The 21,873-nt window shown below is 64.3% G+C and carries 17 protein-coding genes and 2 pseudogenes; 10 read left to right on the forward strand and 9 right to left on the reverse strand.

The genetic code is table 11. The features are described 5' to 3' along the window. From pdxA to lptF, 5 genes and pseudogenes are all read right to left on the reverse strand, one after another. Positions 1–252 (reverse strand): annotated as a pseudogene (pdxA, locus tag CWO91_RS21510) (4-hydroxythreonine-4-phosphate dehydrogenase PdxA); the annotation flags it as partial. After that, positions 252–1,178: a SurA N-terminal domain-containing protein gene (locus CWO91_RS21515; RefSeq protein WP_165405607.1), complete on the reverse strand. Its 927-nt coding sequence runs from the start codon at positions 1,176–1,178 to the stop codon at positions 252–254. The gene CWO91_RS21515 and the pseudogene pdxA, both read right to left, overlap by 1 nt. A gap of 68 nt (positions 1,179–1,246) precedes the next feature. Next, on the reverse strand, positions 1,247–3,733 hold the full coding sequence (locus CWO91_RS21520) for an LPS-assembly protein LptD (protein ID WP_165405608.1): 2,487 nt from the start codon (positions 3,731–3,733) through the stop codon (positions 1,247–1,249). Continuing rightward, entirely contained in the window at positions 3,733–4,830 is a 1,098-nt protein-coding gene (gene lptG, locus CWO91_RS21525) for an LPS export ABC transporter permease LptG (RefSeq protein WP_130216071.1), read from the reverse strand. Before lptG ends, CWO91_RS21520 begins: the two co-directional genes overlap by 1 nt. Further along, positions 4,827–5,996 carry an LPS export ABC transporter permease LptF gene (gene lptF / locus CWO91_RS21530; RefSeq protein WP_130216073.1) on the reverse strand — a complete coding sequence of 390 codons (1,170 nt, stop codon included), beginning with the start codon at positions 5,994–5,996 and terminating at the stop codon, positions 4,827–4,829. The genes lptG and lptF overlap by 4 nt, the downstream gene beginning before the upstream one ends. A 337-nt stretch (positions 5,997–6,333) precedes the next feature. Here lptF and CWO91_RS21535 point away from each other — a divergent pair, with 337 nt between their 5' ends. From CWO91_RS21535 to CWO91_RS21545, 3 genes are all read left to right on the forward strand, one after another. Continuing rightward, positions 6,334–7,833, forward strand: coding sequence for a leucyl aminopeptidase (locus tag CWO91_RS21535; protein WP_130216075.1), 1,500 nt, complete (start codon positions 6,334–6,336; stop codon positions 7,831–7,833). Next, positions 7,830–8,282 carry a DNA polymerase III subunit chi gene (locus CWO91_RS21540; protein WP_130216077.1) on the forward strand — a complete coding sequence of 151 codons (453 nt, stop codon included), beginning with the start codon at positions 7,830–7,832 and terminating at the stop codon, positions 8,280–8,282. The genes CWO91_RS21535 and CWO91_RS21540 overlap by 4 nt, the downstream gene beginning before the upstream one ends. Positions 8,283–8,446: 164 nt before the next feature. Further along, positions 8,447–8,938: a hypothetical protein gene (locus CWO91_RS21545; protein ID WP_165405616.1), complete on the forward strand. Its 492-nt coding sequence runs from the start codon at positions 8,447–8,449 to the stop codon at positions 8,936–8,938. Between the two features lie 211 nt (positions 8,939–9,149). Here CWO91_RS21545 and CWO91_RS21550 read toward each other — a convergent pair whose 3' ends face one another. Beyond that, on the reverse strand, positions 9,150–10,070 hold the full coding sequence (locus CWO91_RS21550) for a LysR family transcriptional regulator (RefSeq protein WP_130216081.1): 921 nt from the start codon (positions 10,068–10,070) through the stop codon (positions 9,150–9,152). Between the two features lie 125 nt (positions 10,071–10,195). Between CWO91_RS21550 and leuC the strand changes: the two genes are divergently transcribed. The 4 genes from leuC to CWO91_RS21570 all read left to right on the forward strand — a co-directional run bounded on the left by leuC (position 10,196) and on the right by CWO91_RS21570 (position 14,700). Next, the gene (gene leuC / locus CWO91_RS21555; RefSeq protein WP_130216083.1) at positions 10,196–11,620 is read left to right on the forward strand and encodes a 3-isopropylmalate dehydratase large subunit; all 1,425 of its coding nucleotides are present in this window, start codon (positions 10,196–10,198) and stop codon (positions 11,618–11,620) included. Further along, positions 11,617–12,225: a 3-isopropylmalate dehydratase small subunit gene (gene leuD, locus CWO91_RS21560; protein ID WP_130216085.1), complete on the forward strand. Its 609-nt coding sequence runs from the start codon at positions 11,617–11,619 to the stop codon at positions 12,223–12,225. The genes leuC and leuD overlap by 4 nt, the downstream gene beginning before the upstream one ends. Before the next feature lie 66 nt (positions 12,226–12,291). After that, positions 12,292–13,614, forward strand: a complete 1,323-nt coding sequence (locus tag CWO91_RS21565) for a 2-hydroxycarboxylate transporter family protein (protein WP_165405609.1) — start codon at positions 12,292–12,294, stop codon at positions 13,612–13,614. A gap of 195 nt (positions 13,615–13,809) precedes the next feature. Further along, the gene (locus tag CWO91_RS21570) at positions 13,810–14,700 is read left to right on the forward strand and encodes an alpha/beta fold hydrolase (RefSeq protein ID WP_433995570.1); all 891 of its coding nucleotides are present in this window, start codon (positions 13,810–13,812) and stop codon (positions 14,698–14,700) included. 193 nt (positions 14,701–14,893) lie between these two features. On the opposite strand, the pseudogene CWO91_RS21575 reads toward CWO91_RS21570, so the two are convergent. The 3 genes and pseudogenes from CWO91_RS21575 to CWO91_RS21580 all read right to left on the reverse strand — a co-directional run bounded on the left by CWO91_RS21575 (position 14,894) and on the right by CWO91_RS21580 (position 17,515). Then, positions 14,894–16,752 (reverse strand): annotated as a pseudogene (locus CWO91_RS21575) (ABC-F family ATP-binding cassette domain-containing protein). Positions 16,753–16,862: 110 nt separating this feature from the next. Beyond that, positions 16,863–17,036 carry a hypothetical protein gene (locus CWO91_RS43120; RefSeq protein WP_165405610.1) on the reverse strand — a complete coding sequence of 58 codons (174 nt, stop codon included), beginning with the start codon at positions 17,034–17,036 and terminating at the stop codon, positions 16,863–16,865. Between the two features lie 221 nt (positions 17,037–17,257). Beyond that, positions 17,258–17,515, reverse strand: a complete 258-nt coding sequence (locus CWO91_RS21580; protein ID WP_091893003.1) for a sulfur globule protein precursor — start codon at positions 17,513–17,515, stop codon at positions 17,258–17,260. A 311-nt stretch (positions 17,516–17,826) separates the two neighbouring features. Between CWO91_RS21580 and ndk the strand changes: the two genes are divergently transcribed. The 3 genes from ndk (at position 17,827) to CWO91_RS21595 (ending at position 21,857) form a co-directional block, all read left to right on the forward strand. Further along, positions 17,827–18,249, forward strand: a complete 423-nt coding sequence (gene ndk, locus CWO91_RS21585) for a nucleoside-diphosphate kinase (RefSeq protein ID WP_130216087.1) — start codon at positions 17,827–17,829, stop codon at positions 18,247–18,249. 44 nt (positions 18,250–18,293) lie between these two features. Further along, a complete protein-coding gene (locus tag CWO91_RS21590; RefSeq protein ID WP_130216089.1) occupies positions 18,294–19,154 on the forward strand; it encodes a TerC family protein in 861 nt (286 codons plus the stop codon). 771 nt (positions 19,155–19,925) lie between these two features. After that, entirely contained in the window at positions 19,926–21,857 is a 1,932-nt protein-coding gene (locus tag CWO91_RS21595) for a TonB-dependent receptor (protein WP_130216124.1), read from the forward strand. Positions 21,858–21,873: the final 16 nt, after the last annotated feature.

Below are 21,873 nucleotides of genomic sequence, written 5' to 3' on the forward strand. Positions count from 1 at the left end.
AACCACCGGCAGGGCCTCGGTGAAGGCGGCCTCGGCCTCACTGGGGCTCACCGCGGCGATCCTGACGTCGGCGCCGAGCGCCTTGGCGCGGCGGGCGATCAGCCCCTCGTCGCCGAGCAGGTAGAACGCGGGCAGGTTCAGCTCACGGCGCCTCAGCCAGGCTGCGATGGTGATGTCGGGGCCGATGCCGGCGGGCTCTCCCAGGGTCAGGGCGAGGGGTTTTGCCGGGCACGCTGCGGAAGGCTCGGCCATCAGCGGTTGCGATATTCGATCATCGCCGCCTTGCGGAGCTCTTCGAGATAGGCCTTCTGGGTCTTCTCGTACTTCTCCTGATACATCTTCTCGCGGACCTCGCGTTTCTTCGGCGTGTCGATCATGGTCGGCTTGCGCGAGCACAGCACCACCATCTCGATGCCGGCCTTGGTCACTTCGGGCGCGGTCAGATGGCCGATCGGCGTGTCGTCGAGCACTTTGCGCAGCGCCTCGGGTAGTTCCGCGGTGGTCTTGGTGATGCTGTCGCGGATGGTGGCGTTCGGCGTCGAGCGGAACAGCGAGTTGGCTTCCTCGCAGCTTCCGACGCGCGCGCGATAGCTGTCGGCTTCCTTCTTGCGTGTTTCAACGAACGCCGGGGACGAGCCGCGCGGCACGATCAGCACGATCGGCTGCATCTTGTATTCGGTGCCCTCGACCTGGAGCTTCTCGCCGCTCTGCGCCTGCACGGCCTGCGCGACGTCGCGCTCGCCGACGAGCAGCTTCTCCTTGTAGCGGCCGCGTACGAGGCTGGTCCAGACCATCTCGGACTTCATGCGGGCCTTCAGCGTCTCGGGGCGCACGCCCTTGGATTCGAGCGACTTGGTGAGCTGGTCCGGCGTGATGCGCATGCGCTGCGCCATGCCCTCATAGGATTGATTGATGTCGGAGACGCCGGGATCCACCCCGTACTTCTTGCCTTCCTTCATCTTCACCTTGTCGTCGATCAGCTCGTTGATGACCTGCTCGCGGCTTGGGGCCTTCTGCGTCGTCAGCTGGTCGAGCTTTGAGCGCTGCTCGATGTCGAAATCGGTGATCGGATCGCCGTTGACCATGACGACGATATTCTGCGCGCGCGCAGGCGCACCGACCAGGAACAGGGCGGCGAGGACGAGAAGGAGGCGGAAGATCGGCAACGGAATCGTCATGGTTATCGCTCGCATGTCAGCTGCGTCGAGCCTGTGGTGGGGCAAGCGCGGCCGGCATTTCAAACCGCTCACTGGAGGCCCGAGGAGCCGCTGGTCGTCGACGAGGTCGCCAGCGTGCGCAGGCCGATCTGGAACATGAACGCGTGGCTCAGCACGGGCGGTGCACTGCCCGCGGAATAGCTATAGGAAGTTACATAGTTCGCCGCCAGCACGAAGCAATCGTCAACATAGCCGGCGCCGAGCACATACTGGTTGATCTTGTTGGCCTCCAGATCCCAGCGGGCCGAGCCCGACACCACCCAGTTGGAGGCGACCTTCAGCGAGCCTGTCGTCAGGATGCCCTCGCGGCGGGTCAGATAGCCGAGTTCCGGCTGCGCTGCGTAATTGCCGTACAGCACGCTGACCGACCAGCGATTGAAATTGGCGCGGCCTTCCGCCTCGAAACGCTGGACGTTCCAGGTCTGCTCGTCCATGCGGGAGCGGACGCTGAATGTATAGGTGCTGTTGGGCGAGTAGCTGGCGCTCGTGACGTAATCGGAACGCGGCTTGTCGAGGCCGGAATTGAGGCCGGTATTGATGGTGTCCTGGACCGCGAAGGAGTTCAGGCCGAACAGGTGGTAGGACTGGCCGAACAGCACCTTCACGGCGCCGCCCTTGTCGAACTGCGTGGTGGACTGCACGCCGACATTGGCGCGGCCACCGCCCTCGACGCGATCGTAGCCGGAGAACTTGTCGACGCTGAATAGATTCGAAGCGTCGAACACCATGCTCTGGGCGTCCTCGTTCGGGAGCTTGCCGGCATAGGTCTCGTTCGGCCGGATGATGATCTGCGCGATCGGCTCGACGGTGGTCGAGCCCCAGGGCTGAATGTTGATGAAGGGATAGCGGTATTCCAGGCCCACGGTCGGCATCAGGCGGAACGCCTGGGTATCGCCGACGGGCAGGAAGTTCGACACGCCCGGCTGGTTGGAGACCGAGGAATTGATCGCGTCGGCGCGCAGGCTGGCGAACGGCGTCCAGATCTGGCCGAACGGATCGGTGAAGGACTTGCGCCACTGCGCTTCCGCGGTCAGGCGGGTGTAGGTGCCGGGGAAGCCGCGCAGCAGGCACTGCGAAGGCAGACGGGCCAGCGGATCGGCCGACGCCGTCGTGCACAGGCTGCCGGTGTTGGCGGTCGTCGTGATCGGATCGAACACCGCCCCGTCACGCGACAGGTTCACGAAATTGGTCTTGTAGCTGAACTCGCCGCCGAAGACGGGATAGTTGAGCACGTTCGCGTAGTCGATCACCGGATAGACGATCGGCACCTGGCTCTGGTTGCCCGAATAGCTCAGCCAGTACATCGTGCGCGCATCGAAGAAGCTGCGATTGCCGACACCGGTCAGATAGAGCTGCGACAGCGCTTCTGTCGGCAGCAGCAGGAACGAGCCGAGCGGATCGCGGTACTGATAGAGCCGATAGTCCGAGAAGAAGTAGTAGTCGGACATCAGGACGCCGTCCCAACCCCAGACCCATTTGTCGTTTAGCGCGAACTGACCCTTGGTGTCGACGGCGCCGCGGAACTGGCGGTCACCGGGCTGCCCGGCGAACGCTCCGGGATCGAGTTGGTCGATGCCGTAAGCGCGGATCTGGTAGGCGCCATCGATCAGGCGCTGCCGGAATTCGCCCTGCAGCATCACGCCTTGCCGCGTCATGAAGCGGGGCGTGATGGTTGCGTCCATGTCGGGCGCGATCGCCCAATAATAGGGAATTTCGGCGCCAAAGCCGGTGTTCGTCGTGCCCGGGAAATAGCCCGGCATCAGGAAGCCGGACTTGCGCTTCACGGTCGGGTCTGGCGTCGAGAAATAGGGCATGTAGGCGAGCGGTACGCCGAAGAATTCGAGCTGTGCCGTTTCGAAATACAGCATCTTCTCCTGCTGGTCGTGGATGATGCGCGCACCCTTGACCTGCCACAGCGGCGGCTTCTTCGGATCGTCCTTGCACGGCGCGCAGGCGGTGTAGACGCCGTTCTCGAACACCGTGTAATTGCCGCTGGAGCGGTCGGCGCGGCTCGCGGCCATGCGGGTCTGGTCGGCGGTGTCCACGCGCAGCGAATCGACGAAACCGTCGCGGTAATCGTCGGAGAGATCCATGATCTCGGCATAGGTGATCTTGCCGTCGGCATCCGTCATGCGGATGTTGCCTTCGGCATGAAGCCGCTTGGTCTTCTGGTCGTAGATGACCCTGTCGGCCTCGACGCTGGTGCCGTTGTAGAACAGCTGGACGTTACCGACCGCGGAGACGCGCGAGTTGTTGTAGTCGTAGTCGACCTCGGTCGCCTGCACCAGCATCTGGTTGTCGTTGGGAGCCCTCTGCGGCTTCGGACGCGGCGGCAGCGGATTATAGGTGTACTGGGCGGAGGCGGGCACCACTGCGGCAACGTCGATCAGCCCGCCGAGCGAGGCGGCAGCGGCGACAGCGAGCAGAAGCCTGCGGACGGACCAGCCGCGCCCGTTCGCGCGCACCAATGTGCGTCGCGTCGAACGAGACACGAGCCCTCGGTGGACGGCAGTCACTATCCGTCCTCCTGATAGAGCAAGGCCAAAAAGCCGGTGAGGCCGCCCACCACAACGGGCAACCACGCCGCAGCGATCGGATGCATCAACTCAGCCTTGCTCAAGTCCTCAGTTACTTTCGACAGGACGTAGAGCAGAAAGCCCGCGCCCACGCCACTCAAAACCATCTTCTGCACGCCGCCCATCCGGAAGAAGCGCAACGACACGGAGGCCGCCAGCATCACCATGGCCGCCAGCAAAAACGGCTGTGCCAGAAGCTTCTGATACTGGAGTCGGTATCCTGCTGTCGCGAAGCCCGAGCTTTCGGACGAGCGGATGTAGCTTGGTAGTTGCCAAAAGGACACAGTCTCGGGTGTGGAAAAGCTGTTGCGGACCTGCGCCTCGGTCAGCGTCGTCGGAATCTCGAGGCGGGCCTGATCGACCGGCGGGGAGTCCAGCGAGAAGCGGCGGACGCCCTTGAACAGCCAATGGCCGGCCTCCAGCGTCGCCTCGCGCGCCTCGATGCGTTCCTTGAAGTGCTGCTCCGTGTCAAACCGGAACAGCGTCAGCCCCGTGAGCCGGATGCCCTGCTGCTCGCTGCGCGCGGCATTGATGATGGTCTGGCCGTCGTTGGTCACCTGATTGAGCCAGAAGCCGGAGGCATCCTGGATGCCGCCGCCGGGCGCCGAGCCGAACAGCTCCGCCTCCATGCGCTTGGAGAGTTCGCGCAAGTTGGCCGACATCGGATTGTAGGCGACGGTGGCGATCACCCCGATCAGCAGCGCACTGCCGAGTGCCGGCGAGATGAACTGCCAGGCGGAGATGCCGGCGGCGCGCGCGACCACGAGCTCGAGCCGGCGGGAGAGCGCGAGATAGCAGGTCATGGCGCCGATCAGCATGCAGAACGGCGTCAGCTTCTCCAGCAGTTGCGGCACCCGGAATAGCGAGGTCTCGGCCACCATGATCGCCGAGGCGGATGCGAGGCCAGAGGTCTTGCGCACCATCTCGATATAGTCGACCAGCACCAGCAACAGGAAGATGCTGGCGAACACGCCGAGCGCGGCGACCACGAAGCGGCCGGCGAAATAGCGCCCGAGTGTGTTGGTGAGCATGCTCATGCGGTGGCCGGCCGTCCGAACAGCCGCGCGATCCGCGCGTTCGATCTGTTGATGGCCTCCATCAGGCCGGGGGGCGGCTCGACCACGACGCCGCCGATGATCATCCAGAGCCCGACGCCGATGGCGCCCGCGACCATCGCGTATTGCACCAGCACCGCGCCCGGCGATTTCACCGCCATGACCGAACAGGCGAAGCCGGCCATGCGCAGGCCGAACACCGCGAGGATCGAGGAGCCGATCGAGAAATTGCGGCTCTGGCGGGTGGTGCGGGGCGCGCCCAGGAACGCAAAGGTCAGCACGGCAAAGGCGAACGGATAGACCGGCGCCAAGATGCTGTCGTGCAGGGCCGAGCGGAACTGGCCGGGGATCTGCTTGTAGACGGGATCGTCCTCGGACGGCGAGAGCAGCTCCCACAGATAGCGTTCGCGGATGCCGAGGGTGACGTCGCGGCCCTGGCCCGAGAATTTCGACATGTCGAAGCCATAGCGGCCGAACGCCACCAGCGCCGGATCGCGCTTGCCGGCCTCGAAGCGCTGGAGATTGCCCGTCTCCAGCACGAGGAACGATCCGGTGTCGTTCTTCACGACCTCGCCGTGCTCGGCGACGATCGAGACGCGCTCGTTCGGATCGCGGCGGTCGTCGATGAAGATGCCGGCGAGGATGCCGCCGGGCTGGCGCTCGCGGATCCGGATCGTCAGGTTCTTGTCGAGCTGGGCGAAGCGGCCGGGCTGCAGGATGTTGGTGAGCACGTCGGCGGTGATCTCGGCGTCCCACTGCTTGATCCGCCGCATGCCGTCGGGGGCGAGATAGGCCGCGATGAAGGCGACCAGCAGCGCCACCACGCAGGTCGCATAGAAGAACGGATAGAACAGACGGAATGGCGAGAAGCCCGCCGCATTCATCACGATGATCTCGGAATCGGTCGCCAGCTTGTTCAGCGTGTGCGAGATCGCGATCATCAGCGCGATCGGCGAGATGATCAGGACCAGGGCCGGGATGACGAGGCTGGTGATGCCGAGGAAGGTGAGGATGGTCTGACCCTGGCTCGTCATCAGGTCGATGCCGCGCAACGCCTGCGTAATCCAGATCACGCCGGTGAGGCTGACCAGGACCAGCGCAAACGACGCCAGCGTCGTGCGGAAGATATACCTATCGATCGACCCCATGCGCTACTGCACGAATCCCACCAAGACCCCAATGCCGGCGGGAATCTGGCTGCCCGCCCCAATCCCGCAACGGGATCCCCAAGGGACGGCCAGCCATCGGTTCCGCCAGCTTACTCTCTCTACCATCCCTTTGATCCGTCAACAAAATGGCTGCCCCATGGCACCCTCAATATATGGTTAATATTTCGCTCGTTGTGGCCTGGCGGCCACGGGGGTGCTTGGCATCTGGCGGGCCGCTGGCCCATAGTACGGAAACCTCAGTGAATCGCAGTTCAGCTCCGGCCCGCGGCCGGGATCGCCGGACAGCGAAAAGTCCCATGTTTTGGAGAAGTTACCCATGTCCGATGCCATCAAGGTCGGCTTTGTCCCGTTGTCTGCCGCGCCCCGTGGCATCCTGGTCGTGTTCTGCGACGACGGTCTGAAGCTCGGCCCGGCGACGGCCAAGGCGCTCGGCGGCGCCGCTGACCTGGTGAAGCGGGCGGCCTCCGCCGCCGCCTTCAAGGGCAAAAGCGGGGCCGCACTGGACATCCTGGCGCCGGAGGGGGTGAAGGCCACCCGCCTGATCGTGATCGGCGCCGGCAAGGCGGCCAGCCTGAAGGCGAATGATTTCCTCAAATTCGGCGGCGTGGCAGCGAGCAAGCTTCCGGCCGGGACCGCCGCCATGACCATGATGGCGGAACTGCCCGATGGCGCCATGACGAGCGAGCAGGCGGTCGCGGTCGCCGCGGGCCTGCGGCTGCGCGCCTACAAGTTCGACCGCTACAAGACCAAGAAGAAGGACGGCGAGGAGGGCGGCTCACGTGCCGATGTCTCGCTTGCGGTCGGCGATGTCACCGCTGCGAAAAAGGCGTTCGCCGCGGCCGGCCACGTCGTCGACGGCGTTGTCATCGCGCGCGATCTCGTCAACGAGCCGCCGAACGTGCTTTTCCCCGAGGAATTCGCGCGCCGCGCCGGCCAACTCCGCAAGCTCGGCGTCAAGGTCGAGGTGCTCGATGTCAAGGCGATGCAGAAGCTCGGCATGGGCGCGCTGCTCGGCGTCGGCCAGGGCTCGATGCGGCCGAGCCGTACCGTGATCATGCGCTGGGATGGGGCCAAGAAGGGCGAGGCGCCCGTCGCCTTCGTCGGCAAGGGCGTCTGCTTCGACACCGGCGGCATTTCGATCAAGCCGGCCGGCAGCATGGAGGACATGAAGGGCGACATGGGGGGAGCTGCCTGCGTCGTCGGCCTGATGCATGCGCTGGCCGCGCGTAAAGCCAAAGTCAACGTGGTCGGCGCCATCGGCCTCGTCGAGAACATGCCCGACGGCAATGCGCAGCGGCCGGGCGACATCGTCACCTCGATGTCGGGCCAGACCATCGAGATCATCAACACCGACGCCGAAGGCCGCCTCGTGCTCGCCGACGTGCTCTGGTACGTGGCGAAGAAGGTGAAGCCGAAATTCATGGTGGATCTGGCGACGCTGACCGGCGCCATCATGGTCGCGCTCGGCACCGAGCATGCCGGCATGTTCTCCAACAATGACGAGCTCGCCGACCGGCTCATCGCGGCCGGCATCGAGAGCGGGGAAAAGGTCTGGCGCATGCCGCTCGGCCCCGAATACGACAAGCTGATCGATTCCCAGTTCGCCGACATGAAGAACACAGGCGGCCGTCACGGCGGCTCGATCACCGCGGCGCAGTTCCTCCAGCGCTTCGTCGACGGCACGCCTTGGGCGCATCTCGACATCGCCGGCACCGCCATGGGTGCGCCGAAGACCGACATCAACCAGAGCTGGGGAAGCGGCTATGGCGTCCGTCTCCTGGACCGTCTGGTGGCAGATCATTACGAGCTCAAATGACCGAAGTGCTGTTCTACCATCTGCAAAACATGACGGTGGAGAACGTGTTGCCGCCGCTGCTCGAGAAATCGCTCGAGCGCGGCTGGCGCGTCGTGGTGCAGTCGACGTCGGAGGAGCGCGCCGATGCGCTGGACGCGCATTTGTGGACCTATCGCGACGATTCGTTCCTGCCGCACGCGACATGGCGCGTGAACGATGCCGCCGAGCAGCCGATCGTGCTGGCGATCGAGACGGACAATCCGAACGGTGCCAATGTCCGCTTCCTGGTCGACAACGCCGCGCTGCCGCAGGACGCGGAGGGCTATGAACGCATGGTGCTATTGTTCAACGGCGATGATCCGGACGCGCTTGCGCTCGCGCGCAGCGCCTGGACGGATTGCAAGGCGCGGGGATTTGATGTCACCTATTGGCAGGCCGACGAGCGGGGCCGGTGGCAGAAGCGGAATTAGCGCCGTTCGCAATTAATGATAATTTGCACTTTTCGAACGATGCTGGCTTCGGCCACCTTCGTGCCGCAAAGGGATGTTGGGACAATCGTTTAGGGCTGGTCCTTCACGCGGGGAATGAGTTTATCGTGCGACATCAAAAGCTTCCCGGCTCGCTCATGATTGCGTTGGCTGCCGTAGCACCGCTGGTCGCGGGCTGCTCGGGCGCGAGCGATCTGCTGTCGAAGGACGCAGAATGGTTCCAGAAGCCCGGCCGGCTCTTCATCAAGAACATCTCGATCGAGTCGCCGCCACTCACGCCTGACAAACCGGTGGGAGCCGAGGATCTCGTCAGCGCCGACGGCGCCTGTCCCGGCATGGCGCCGCCGCCCGGGCCGGCCGATGCCAATGCATCGACCACGGCACCGGCGCCGATGGGCGGCACAGTCGCGCTCGGCCACACCGAATGCGACGTGGTGCGCGGCATCGGCGCGCCTTCGTCCGTCAACCTCTCCAACGACGCCATCGGCCGCCGCGTCGCCGTGGTGACCTGGACGACCGGTCCGCGAGCGGGGATCTATACGTTCACGGCCGGACGCTTATCCTCGATCGAGGGCAACCCCGAGCCGCAGCCGGTGCCGAAGGCGACCAAGCCGAAGCCGAAGAAGAAGCAGGCGTAACCAAATCGTTGGCCGTTGCGGTGACGTGCCCCGGACGCCGCGCAGCACCATAGTGATGCGCTGCTGAGCCGGGGCCCAGACTCGTGGCACGCTGGGTCTCGGCTCTGCGCAGCAGTGCAAAGAGTGCAGCCGCGCGTCCGAGACACGAGAGTGCATTGGAGCATGATCCGGAAAGGTGTGAAGCGGTTTTCCGTCTCAAGACGCAGCTCCTTTAGATCTGACGGCCGCTCTTCGCGATATGCTGCCAAAACGCCTCCGCGGCCTGCGCCAGACGAAGCTTCGGCCGGAACACGTGGATCTCGATCGGCACGTGCCATTGCGGCCCGCCTGCTGCGACGATCTCGCCGGAGGCGAGCTGATCGCTGATCAAACTTTCCGGCAGCCACGCCATGCCCCGGCCGTCCTGCACCATTGTCACCAGTAGCTTCGCCAAGTGAGAGGTGAAGGTCGTGCGCAGATGCGCGTCCAGCGGCGACGTTGCGCGCACGGCTTCGAGGATTCGCCCCATGCCGGATTCAGGACGGAAGCTCAGGAAGGGCACCGGCGCGGCTTGCGTGCCCGGGAGCTTGAAACGCGGCTTGCGGCTTCGACTTGAAACCGGCACCGATGCCGGAATGAGCCTGTCGTCGCCGACATGCAGCGAGCGGAAATGCGATGGCGCGAGCGCCGTGGGCGCCGCCGGGTGGTAATGGCAGAGCAGGAAATGCGCGTCGCCCGCCAGCAATATCCGTTCACAGGCCTCCATGTGGTTGGCGACCAGCTGCACGTTCGGAACGAACGACAACTTGGTCTCGATGCCACGCAGCCAATCGGGAAAGAAGGTCAGCGATAGCGCGTTGGTCGAGGCGAATTTCAGCACGTCGGAGGCGCCGCGGGCCCGCTCCTGGGCGTCGAGCCGGCCGGCGGCGAGCCGGCGCAGGACGTCCTCTGCGGTCTCGCGAAAGCCTTCGCCGGCCGGCGTGAGATTGACGCTGTGCGTAGTGCGATCCAGCAGCGGCGCGCCGGTCCACACTTCGAGCGCCTGGATCCTGCGGCTCAGTGCAGGCTGCGAGCAATTGCGCTGCTCCGAGGCGCGCGAGAAGCTGCGCGTGGTCGCCACGGCGATGAAATCGTGCAGCCAATTCATTTCCATCGGACAGCCTCCTGACATCTCAAATACTGCTTATGCATGGTTTGCATAACGATATCAGAACACGACATTGGATTTCCAGTGCGCCGGCGGCACGGTGCAGCAAGACTTCTGTAGAAGGAACGCGCATGGCCGCGCGCACGCTGTACGACAAGCTGGTCGATGCCCATGTCGTCCGCAATCTCGACGATGCCGGTCTCGTGCTGCTCTATGTCGACCGCACCGTGCTTAACGAATACACCAGCCCGCAAGCCTTCGCCGGGTTGCGCGCGGCTGGGCGCAAGGTCTGGAATCCAAAGGCCGCGCTGATGGTGGTTGACCACGTCAACCCGACCGCCGCTCAGCGCACCCGCGCGATGCCCGATCCGGGCGCAGCGCGGCAGGTCGATTACTTCGCCGAGAATGCCAGGGATTTCGGCATCGAATATTTTGACATCCTCGACCCCCGGCAGGGCATCGAGCATGTCGTCGCGCCCGAGCAGGGGCTCGTCATGCCGGGCATGGTGATCGCGGCCGGCGACAGTCACAGCACCGCCTATGGCGCGTTTGGTGCCCTCGGCTACGGCATCGGGACATCCGACATCGAGCACTATCTCGCGACGTCGACGGTACGCTATCGCCGCCTCAAGACGATGCGCATCCACCTGACGGGGGAGGCGCCGCTCGGCGTGACGCCCAAGGACATTGTGATGGAGGTGATCCGGCGGGTCGGTGCCGATGGTGCGACCGGATATGCCGTGGAGTTCAGCGGTCCCGTCGTCTCCAAAATGAGCGTCGAGGGCCGGATCGTGATCTCGATCATGATCGTCGAGGCGGGTGCGCGCGGCGTCGTGATCGCGCCGGATCAAAAGGTGCTGGATTATCTGAAGGGACGTCCGCGCGCGCCGAACGGCGAGATGTGGGAGCGGGCGGCCAGGAGCTGGCTGACCTTGGCTTCGGATCCCGACGCTCGGTTCGATCGCGAGATCGCGCTCGAGGTTTCCGAAGTCGAGCCGCTCGTGACCTGGGGCACCAGTCCCGACCAGGCGATCGCCGTCACTGAGACCATTCCCGATCCTGGACAGCAGGCTGCGCCCGAGCGCGAGGCGGCCGCAAGGCGCGCCCTGGACTATATGGGCCTCACGCCCGGACTGCTCATTCAATCCGTTCCGATCGACTTCGCTTTCATCGGGTCCTGCACGAACGCGCGGATCGAGGATCTGCGCGATGCGGCCGAGATCTTTCGCGGCCGCCGGGTCGCCGATGGCGTGCGTGCGATCGTGGTGCCGGGCTCAAGCCAGGTCAGGGCCCAGGCCGAGGCGGAGGGCCTCGCAAAGGTGTTCACCGAGGCTGGGGTCGAATGGCGGCAGTCCGGCTGCTCGATGTGCCTTGCGATGAACGACGATGTGCTACGGCCCGGAGAACGGTGCGCGTCCTCGACCAACCGCAATTTCGAAGGCCGCCAGGGACCGGGCGCGCGCACCCACCTGATGAGCCCGGCAATGGTGGCTGCGGCAGCCATCACAGGACGCATTACGGACGTGCGTTCTCTGCTTCGAGGAGCACGCCAATGATTCCGTTCGATCAGATCACCGGCGTGGCGGCGCCCATGATGGCGCCGAACGTCGACACCGACGTCATCATGCCAAAAATGTTCCTCAAGGGCGTGGACCGCAGCGGCCTTGGGGAGGGCGCCTTCAACCTGCTGCGCTTCAGCGGCGGCAAGCCCAATCCGGACTTCATCCTGAATCGGGAAGGCTATCGCGACGCCAGCTTTCTCGTGGTCGGCCCGAACTTCGGTTGCGGGTCGAGCCGCGAGCACGCCGTCTGGGGACTGCAGCAGCTTGGCATTCGCGCGCTGATCGGCACCGGCTTCGCCGGCATCTTCAACGACAATTGCGCCAACAACGGTCTGTTGACGATCTCGCTCGATCCCGATGTGGTGGCGGAGCTCGCCCAGGTCGTGGCCGACAGCTCGCGCAATGACGTCACGGTCGACCTCGCCGCGCAGACGATCCGGTTCGATCGCGGTTGCCGCTCGATCACTTTCGACGTCGAGCCGGACAGGAAAGAGGCCTTCCTGACGGGCCGCGATTTCATCGCCTCAACGCTCGTCTTCGCCGACGACATTCGCGCCTTCGAGGCGCGGCATCGGGCGGAGAACCCCTGGATCGTCTGACCTGCACGAGCTTGCGCGGCTCGAATCCGCGCGCCAACGACAAAACGACAAACAGCGGAGGAAGCTTTGGTAGAAACAACATATCGCCCGGCCGAAGCGCCTAGCGCCGTTGCTGCAACACATCTGGCCCGTCTCAAGGTCGGCCCGTTGCCGATCGGCATCTACGTCGCGGCCGCACTCGTCTGCGCCGCCGCCGTCTATTCCGGCAAGCTGCCGAACGACGTGATCGGCGGCCTTTCGGTCCTGATGCTGCTCGGCTTCCTGCTGGGCAAGCTCGGTCAGACCATTCCGGTGCTGAAGCAGATCGGCGGCACCGCGATCCTGTGTCTATTCGTGCCGTCCGCTCTGGTGAGCTACGGCCTGATGCCAGAAGCCGCCTTGAAGGCGATCACGACCACGTTCCGAACCGCCAACTTTCAGTATTTCTTCATCGCCTGCCTTGTCGCAGGCTCGATCCTCGGCATGCCCTATCGGGTCCTGGTTCAGGGCTTCATTCGCATGTTCGTTCCGCTCCTGATCGGCACGATCGCGGCCGTCACCGCCGGCATCGCCGTCGGGCTTCTGTTCGGCCACAGCCCGAAGGACACGTTCTTCTTCGTCATCATTCCCATTGTCGGCGGCGGTCTTGCGGAAGGTGTCCTGCCGCTGTCCATCGCTTATTCCGAGATGTTGCATCGGCCGCAAGCCGAGCTTGTGGCGCAGATGGTCCCAGCGGCGCTGCTCGGCAACGTCGTCGCGATCGTCAGCGCAGGCCTGCTGGCGCGCCTTGGCGAGACGCGGGCCGACCTCAATGGCAGAGGGATGCTGGTCAAAACCGGAGACGACGACATTCTCGGCGAAGCGCGGCCGGACCAGCCGATCGATCTCGGACTGCTCGGTGCCGGCATAGTGCTGTCGTGCGGCTTATTCGTGCTCGGCATGATTTTTGCGCCGCTCACCGGCATCCCCGGGCCGATCATGATGATCATCGCCGCAGTGGCATTGAAGCTGACCAGGTTACTACCGGCCGAGATGGAGCTCGGCGCCTATCAGATCAACAAGTTCATGTCGACCAACCTTACTTTCGCGATCCTGGTGGCGATGGGGACATTGCTGGTCTCATGGCAGCAGCTCGTTGCCTCCTTCAATCCAGGCTACATCATGATCTGCGCGACCACGGTGCTGGCGATGATCCTGTCAGGTTTCTTCGTCGGCAAGTGGCTGAACATGTATCCGGTGGAGGCGGCGATCGTGACCGCCTGTCACTCGGGCCTCGGGGGCACCGGCGACGTCGCCATTCTTGGCGCCGCGGATCGCATGGGCCTGATGGCGTTCGCCCAGATCGCCACCCGCGTCGGCGGCGCGATCATGATCGTGATCGCGACACTCTTGATGAAGTCGCTGTCCTGATACGGGCCGCGGCCTTCGCGCAGGACGAATGTTCCAGGGGAGATCTCAATGCTCGAATTCGAACAGATTGAATCGTGCTCCGATCGATCAGAGACCGGGTTGACGCGCCGCCATCTGATGTCGATCGCGTTGACAACCGGTGCCCTCGGTTCGGCCATATTGGCGCCGGGTGCTTTCGCTCAGGAGAATAATGCCGTGACGACCAGCGCGCTGCAAAAGTTGCTACCGGGGTTTCGACAGAAGCGCCTCAAGACCAGCGGGGCCGAGATCAACGCACTCGTGAAGGGCGAGGGGCCGCCGCTGCTGTTGCTGCACGGACACCCGCAGACAGTGGCGTGCTGGCACAAGATCGCCCCCAAGCTCGCGGAACGCTTTACCGTGGTGCTGACCGATCTGCGCGGCTACGGCGACTCGAGCAAGCCCGACGGCGGCAAGGACAGTATCGCATATTCCAAGCGGGAGATGGCGCGGGATCAGGTCGAAGTGATGCGCGCGCTCGGTTTTGACCGCTTCCAGGCTGTCGGCCACGATCGCGGCGGGCGTGTTCTGCATCGTCTGATGCTTGATCATCCGGACGCCGTGTCCAGGGCAGTCCTGCTCGACATCGCGCCGACCGCGACGATGTACGCCAAGGTGAACAAGGAGTTCGCCACGCGCTACATGTGGTGGTTCTTTCTCATTCAGCCGGCGCCGCTTCCGGAAACCTTGATCGGCAACAATCTCGAATTCTATCTGCAGACCCATATCAACAAGCAGAACAAGACGCCGGGCGCCATCGACCCGGTTGCACTCGAAGAGTATCGCCGGTGCTACACCCGCGAGACGCTGCATGCCGTCTGCGAGGATTATCGCGCCGCTGCCGGCATCGATCTGATCCACGATGAGGCGGATTCCGACAAGAGAATCGGCTGCCCGCTGCTCGTGCTGTGGGGCGGAAAGGGAGTTGTCGGGTCGAGTTACGACGTGCTCGACACATGGCGCGCCAAGGCGAACGACGTGCAAGGCGGAAGCCTGCCCTGCGGCCACTATCTGCCGGAAGAAGCACCCGAGCTGCTTCTCGAGAGGCTCAAGGCCTTCTTGGCGTAACGACGGCGACGCGTCTCGACAGCGGTCTCCAGGATCGCTCGCCGATCTATCTCACGCTCGTGATGCTGGGGGGCCTGCCGACCGATCTCACAAAAGACATGTCGTTCAAGCGCTAAGAGCAAGGTGTGTAAATACCGGTACTGTGCATGGGGTTGTTTTGCCGGTTTTTGTGCAGCCAGTCCCGTCGGGAGGGTCAACCCGCCGCCTCGTCGAACTGCGTGCTCGCCTCGAGCCATTGCTCTTCCGCACGCGCTAGCGCATCGGCGGCATTGGCGCGTGCCTTCGACAGCTGCGCGGCCTGCTTGGGATCGCGGCTGAAGATGTCGGGCAGGGCGAGGGCCGTGTCGATCTTCGCGATGATCTCGCCGACGCGGGCGATCTCGGCTTCGGCTTCGGCAATGCGCTTCTTCAGCGAGCCGCGATTGTCCGACTTCGGGCGCTGCGGCTTTTCGTTTGCGGGACTGCGCTCGCGTGAGGCTTCGGCGTTGCGCGCGGACAGCACCAGGCGGCGGTACTCGTCGAGGTCGCCGTCGTAATTGGTCACGGTGCGGTCGGCGACGATCCAGAGCCGTTCGGCGCAGGCCTCGATCAGGTAGCGGTCGTGCGAGACCATGATCACCGCGCCGGGAAACTCGTTGATCGCCTCCGCAAGCGCGGCGCGGCTGTCGATGTCGAGATGGTTGGTCGGCTCGTCCAAAATGATCATGTTGGGGCCGAAGAAGGTCGCAAGGCCCAATAGCAGCCGCGCCTTCTCGCCGCCCGACAGTTTTCCGGCCTTGGTGTCGGCGGCCTTGCCGGAGAAGCCGATCGCGCCGGCGCGGGCGCGCACCTTGGCTTCGGGCGCATCGCCCATCAGCTTGCGGACGTGATCGTAGGCGGAGGCGTCCTCGTTGAGCTCGTCGAGCTGGTGCTGGGCGAAATAGGCGATCGACAGCTTGTCCGCGCGGGTCACTCTGCCGGAGAACGACGCGAGGCGTCCGGCCAGCAGCTTGACCAGCGTCGACTTGCCGTTGCCGTTGGCGCCGAGTAGCGCGATGCGGTCGTCATTGTCGATGCGCAGGGTGACGCGGCTCAGCACAGGTGTTGCCGGATCGTAGCCGACCGAAGCGTTGTCGACGGCGATGATCGGCGGCGACAGGATTTTTCCGGCGCCGGAAAGCTGATCTCGCGCACGTCCTCGGTGACCAGCGCGGTGATCGGCTTCAGCCGCTCCAGCATCTTGACGCGAGACTGCGCCTGCCGCGCCTTGGAGGCCTTGGCCTTGAAGCGGTCGACGAAGGCCTGCAGCCGCGCGCGTTCGGCCTCCTGGCGCTTGACCTGCTTGGCATCGAGCAATTCGCGCGCGGCGCGCTGCTCCTCGAAGGAGGAATAGGTGCCCTTGTAGAGCGTGAGCTTGCCGCGCTCCAGATGCAGGATCTGGTCGACCGAGCTTTCCAGGAGGTCGCGGTCGTGGCTGATCACGATCACCGTGCGCGGATAATGTGCGAGGTGATCCTCCAGCCACAGCGTGCCTTCGAGATCGAGATAGTTGGTGGGCTCGTCGAGCAGCAACAGGTCCGGAGCTGCGAACAGCGTCGCGGCGAGCGCGACGCGCATGCGCCAGCCGCCGGAGAATTCGGCGCAGGGGCGGAGCTGATCGGTGGCGGAAAAGCCAAGGCCGGAGAGGATCGCGGCCGCACGGCTCGGCGCCGAATGCGCGTCGATGTCGACGAGGCGGGTCTGGATCTCGGCGATCCGATGCGGATCGGTCGCGCGCTCAGCCTCCGCGAGCAGCGCGTCGCGTTCGAGGTCGGCCTGGAGCACGACGGAGATCAGGCTTTCGGGGTCGTTTGGGGCCTCTTGCGCGAGACTGCCGACGCGCCAGCGCGGCGGCAGCGTCACCGAGCCGTGCTCGGCCGCGAGCTCGCCGCGGATCACCTTGAACAGGGTCGACTTGCCGGTGCCGTTGCGCCCGACCAGGCCGACGCGCGAGCCGGGCGTGATCTGCACGGAACTCTGGTCAATCAGAAGGCGTCCGGCGAGGCGGATGGAGAGATCGGTGATGGACAGCATGCGGCCTTGTCACCGCAAGGCGCGTCGAACGCAACCCGTTTTTCCGTGGTTATTGCTTGAGCATGATCCTTTCGGAAAACCGCTTCACACTTTTCCGGATCATGCGCCGGTCAGTACGATTCGCGCTCGCGCTGCTTCAATTCGTTGAGCAGCTGCTCGAGGTGCGTCGGGAGGTGAGGATCGGGGCGCAGACTCTGCTGAAGCCGTTCGCCCACGGCATCACAAATCGAGCGGCTGGTGCGCCGGTCGATCTGTACGCTGTCATTGGCAATAGGCCCAGCCATCGCGAGGTTCCGTGCTCTTAAAGTAAGGACACAGTACCAAGTCATTGCCCCCAAAATGGTTTCGCTGTTCGCGGGGAATGTCCGGAATTCTCGTCAAAGTTGTATAAATCCCGCCATGTCCGCCCAAATAAAGGCCCCGGCGGGGGGACGCCGGGGCCTCTCCTGAAGGGGTCCTTTGGGGGGCGTTAAGGACCCCTTTTGTCAGGAAGGTGCTGTCGGGCTCAGTAGCAGCGGTTGATCAGCCGCCAGCGGGGTCCCCAGGGGGTCGGGACCAGCCGGCGCACGTAGCAGCCGCCATAACCGTAGGAGACGGGGCCGCCGACATAGAAGCGCGGTCCACCCCAGCCGTGGTGCCAGCCGCCGCCGTGCCAGCCCCCGCCATGCCAGCCGCCATGCCAGTGAGCGGAGGCGGAGGTCGGCGCCAGCGCGGCACCGAGCGCGACCGCGGCAACGGCGGCAAGCGAAAGTTTCCTCAACATGGTGATCTCCTCAAAACTGCCGGCGCGGGCCTGTCGCGTCGATGGAAAGGCCGCCGAAACGGTCCGCCTCACAATCAGGCTTGGGTTTCGATAGGCCCGACCTTACGCCTGCGAAGCTGAACCGAACCCTGACGGGGGTTTCAGGATCGGTTCATCTGGGTGAAATCGTTGTAATCCGTTGAAATCGCGGGCCACGACGCCTGCGGCGAAGCGCCCGTGCGGCCGTCGCGGCGGTCGCTTGCCGTCCGGCAAAGGCGCCGATATAAGCCCCGCAACTCCGAACCACCGCATTCCTTCCAAGGACAAGATTTATGGCCATCGAACGCACTTTCTCGATCATCAAGCCCGACGCGACCGAGCGTAACCTGACCGGCGCGGTCAACGCCGTGATCGAGAAGGCGGGTCTGCGCATCGTCGCGCAGAAGCGCATCCGCATGACCAAGGACCAGGCCGAGACCTTCTATGCCGTCCACAAGGCGCGCCCGTTCTTCGGCGAGCTCGTCGACTTCATGACCTCGGGTCCGGTCGTGGTGCAGGTGCTGGAAGGCGAGGGCGCGATCGCCAAGTACCGCGAGGTGATGGGTGCGACCGATCCGGCCAAGGCTGCCGAGGGCACCGTCCGCAAGCTCTACGCCAAGTCGATCGGCGAGAATTCGGTGCACGGCTCGGATGCGCCGGAGACCGCCGCGATCGAGATCGCGCAGTTCTTCTCGGGCAACGAGATCGTCGGCTGATCCATCAGCTGATAGGTTAGGACGACGGGGCGAAAGGACGTATTGTGAACTGGCTCTGGCAGATCTTCGATCCCGCGACGATCGGGGCGTTCTTCACCCAGTTTCGCAACGAGATGGCTGAACCGACCTTCTGGATCGCGGTCGGCAAGATCATCTGGATCAACATCCTGCTCTCCGGCGACAACGCGCTGGTGATTGCGCTCGCCTGCCGCGGCCTCAAGCCGCGGCACCGGCTGTGGGGCATGATCTTCGGCGCGGGCGCCGCGGTGATACTGCGGATCATCTTCACCGGCATCGTCGCGAGCCTGATGGAGCTGCCCTACCTCAAGCTCGTCGGCGGTCTCGCGCTGATCGTGATCGCGGCAAAACTGCTGGTGCCCGAAAACGAGGACGAGGACGAGGTCGAGTCCGCCTCGCATCTGTGGCAGGCGGTGCAGATCGTCGTGATCGCCGACATCGTCATGAGCCTGGACAACGTCATTGCTGTGGCTGCTGCCGCCAATGGCAGCGTGCCGCTGTTGATCCTCGGCCTCGCCATCAGCGTGCCCCTGATCGTCGCCGGTGCCGCTCTGATCATGGCGCTGCTCGCAAAGTTGCCGGTCCTGGTCTGGGCCGGCGCGGCGCTGCTCGGCTGGATCGCGGGCGAGGTGATCGCGACCGATCCCGGCGTCGCACCGAAGCTGCACACGCTGTTCGATGGCCCGCTCGGCGCCTCGCTGGACAGCATGCTCGGCGCACTTCGCATCCCGCCGCAATTCACCCATGGCGGCGGAGGCGGCGAATATTTCTGCGCCGCGCTCGGCGTCGTCGTCGTGCTGGTCGTCGGCACCATCTGGCGCCGGCGCAGCCTGAGCGCGGCCGCGCTCGAATCCTCCGAGGGGCACGCCAAGGCCTCGGCGAAGTGACTTCGACGCTCTGATCGGTGTTGCTCTTCTCTCCAGCGATGAGAGACGAGCACGTCACTGATAGACTGGCCGCGTTGGCAGCGCGACGCGAGCGCTCACCGGCCATGGGCCCAGCGCAAGAGCCGAGTCTCCCATCAAGTTCGTACAACTGGCGCGCATTGCGTTCGCGGTAGATGTTGCGTTGCGCGGTAGCACGCAGCGCGCTTGGGCGTTGCGTGCGACGAGTCTCCCTTCGCAACCAACGCGCGATTTAGACCTTGTCTTATTATAAACTACTGAAAATACAGGGTGCTTTCGTTGACTCGACGAAGGTTCCCACGGCACGTCCCTCCGACGTTCATGTTCATGAAATCGGAAGCTGGTGCGATGCCGTCGAGAGTGATTTGCCGTCCTGTTGCTGTTCTTGCCGCAAGCATCAAAACATTTCTGACGTGCTCCAGCCCGAGAGCCTTCGCGGTCTCCGTGGTCTCCATTGCCTTGTTCAGCGACGGCCTCTTGCACGGCACTGTTGCGCAAAGCGCTGTGCCGGAGACGGAGCGGGGAAGCACGTTGCCGGCGGTGACCGTCACCGCAGATGCGCCGAAGCCGCGCGCACGTCCACGCTCCAATCCAGGCCGAAGGGCGGGCCGTAGCGCGCCTGCGAATGAGCGGGCCAAGTTGCAGGCGGAAGCAACCCCCACGGCTGTGAGGTCGGGCGCACTCCCGGCGTCCTACGCCGGCGGGCAAGTCGCCCGCGGCGGCCAGGTCGGCTTGCTGGGCAACAAGGATTTCATGGATACGCCATTCAACATCACCAGCTACACGGCGAAGAAGATTGAGGATCAACAGGCCGCCACGGTCGCCGACGTCGTCAGCAACGACCCTTCGGTCCGTTTCACCGGTCAGACCGGTGGCATTCTCGACTCCTTCTTCATCCGCGGCTTTCCGATCGGGGAGGGGAATGTCGGAGAAATTGCCTTCAACGGCGTCTATGGCGTTGCACCGAACTATCGCGTGTTCACCGATTACGTCGAGCGCATCGAAATCATCAAAGGCCCGACGGCGCTGCTTTACGGCATGGCGCCAAACAGCAGCGTCGGAGGCACCATCAACATCGTTCCAAAGCGTGCTGGGGATGTCGATCTCACACGGGTCACGACCGACTACACGACAAACACCCAGCTCGGCACGCATCTCGACGTGAGCCGACGGTTCGGCGAGAACCGCGAATTCGGCATTCGCGTCAATGGCAGCTACCACAACGGCGATACACCGCTGGACAACCAGACCCGGGAGGCGCATGTCGGCGCCGCAGCATTCGACTATCGCGGCGAGAAGTTCAGAGCTTCGCTCGACTTCATCGATCAGGAGGAAAAGTTCGACGCGCCCACGAGGCCGTTTCTGGTCGCAACAGGCGTCGCCGTTCCGACCGCGCCGGTCGGGCGGCGCAATGTCACGCAGGCCTGGGAATGGGCCAAGGTTCACGACAACTCGCTGCTGGCGCGCGCCGAATACGATGTGACGGACTCCGTGACGGTATTCGCCGACGGCGGTGGCGGCAGGACCCAGGTCGATCGTCTGTTTGGGACGCCGACGATCCTGAACGCCGCGGGCAACACCACGTCGACACCGGGGCATTTCAAATTCGATATCGACAGGAACGTGGCCGATGCCGGCGTGCGTGCCCGGTTCGAAACAGCCGCGATCAGTCATGCCGTGACCTTCCAGGGCAGCTACTACACAGATCAGATCTCGCGGGGCTCTGTATCCGGGACGCCGGTGTTGTCCAACATCTATGCGCCGATCGCCCGTCCCGAGCAGCTCGTTCCGGCTCCCGCGACCGTGCCAAAGCTGTCGCATACCGAGCTGACCGGCCTTGCGTTGGCCGACACCATCTCAGTTTTCCAGGAACGTCTTCAGTTGACCGTGGGCGTCAGGCAACAGGGCGTCAAGTCGAACAACTACAACACCACCACGGGCGCCGTCACGTCCGCCTACGACCAGACGGCGCTCACGCCGATGGTCGGCGTGGTCGTCAAGCCCTGGAGCAACGTTTCGCTGTACGCCAATTACATCGAAGGGCTCAGCAAGGGCGACATCGCACCGACGACGGCGAGCAATCAAGGAGAGGTCCTGGCGCCGTATTTCAGCAAGCAGAAGGAAGCAGGCGTCAAGATCGATTTCGGCATGCTCGCCACCACGATCAGCCTGTTCGAGATCACCAAGCCGTCGGGACAGCTGGGGGCCGATAAGGTCTTCCGGGCCGACGCTGAGCAGCGCAATCGCGGCGTGGAATTCACCGTGTTTGGAGAAGTGCAGCCGGGCATTCGCGTTCTTGGCGGCGTGACGTTGATCGACGCGGAGCTGACAAAGACGAGCACGCTAGCCAATCTCGGCAAGACGCCGATCGGTGTACCCCAGGTGCAGGCCAATCTGTCCGCCGAATGGGACACCCCGTTCGCACCCGGACTGACACTGGTCGCAAACACCATCTATACCGGGTACCAGTATCTGGACGGAGCAAATACGCAGGTCGTTCCGGCCTGGACCAGGCTCGATCTAGGTGCGCGCTACACCACGCGCATCAATAACCGGCCGGTCACGCTCCGGGCCCTGGTCCAGAACGTGTTCGATACCAATTACTGGGCTGGCGTGGCGAGCTTCTCCGCATTGGCGCAAGGCACGCCGCGAACCCTGCTATTGTCGATGTCGACCGATTTCTGAACCAGGTCGGCTTCGA

It is taken from the genome of Bradyrhizobium genosp. SA-3, from assembly GCF_004212635.1.
Taxonomy (GTDB): domain Bacteria; phylum Pseudomonadota; class Alphaproteobacteria; order Rhizobiales; family Xanthobacteraceae; genus Bradyrhizobium.

Bases quoted from the DNA above. Each gene is read 5' to 3' on its own strand.
- leuD (WP_130216085.1), top strand. From the start codon at position 11,617: ATGATTCCGTTCGATCAGATCACCGGCGTGGCGGCGCCCATGATGGCG.
- CWO91_RS21595 (WP_130216124.1), top strand. From the start codon at position 19,926: ATGGATACGCCATTCAACATCACCAGCTACACGGCGAAGAAGATTGAG.
- CWO91_RS21540 (WP_130216077.1), top strand. From the start codon at position 7,830: ATGACCGAAGTGCTGTTCTACCATCTGCAAAACATGACGGTGGAGAAC.
- CWO91_RS21580 (WP_091893003.1), bottom strand. From the start codon at position 17,515: ATGTTGAGGAAACTTTCGCTTGCCGCCGTTGCCGCGGTCGCGCTCGGT.
- CWO91_RS21550 (WP_130216081.1), bottom strand. From the start codon at position 10,070: ATGGAAATGAATTGGCTGCACGATTTCATCGCCGTGGCGACCACGCGC.
- lptF (WP_130216073.1), bottom strand. From the start codon at position 5,996: ATGGGGTCGATCGATAGGTATATCTTCCGCACGACGCTGGCGTCGTTT.
- leuC (WP_130216083.1), top strand. From the start codon at position 10,196: ATGGCCGCGCGCACGCTGTACGACAAGCTGGTCGATGCCCATGTCGTC.
- ndk (WP_130216087.1), top strand. From the start codon at position 17,827: ATGGCCATCGAACGCACTTTCTCGATCATCAAGCCCGACGCGACCGAG.
- CWO91_RS21515 (WP_165405607.1), bottom strand. From the start codon at position 1,178: ATGACGATTCCGTTGCCGATCTTCCGCCTCCTTCTCGTCCTCGCCGCC.
- CWO91_RS21535 (WP_130216075.1), top strand. From the start codon at position 6,334: ATGTCCGATGCCATCAAGGTCGGCTTTGTCCCGTTGTCTGCCGCGCCC.
- CWO91_RS43120 (WP_165405610.1), bottom strand. From the start codon at position 17,036: ATGGCTGGGCCTATTGCCAATGACAGCGTACAGATCGACCGGCGCACC.
- lptG (WP_130216071.1), bottom strand. From the start codon at position 4,830: ATGAGCATGCTCACCAACACACTCGGGCGCTATTTCGCCGGCCGCTTC.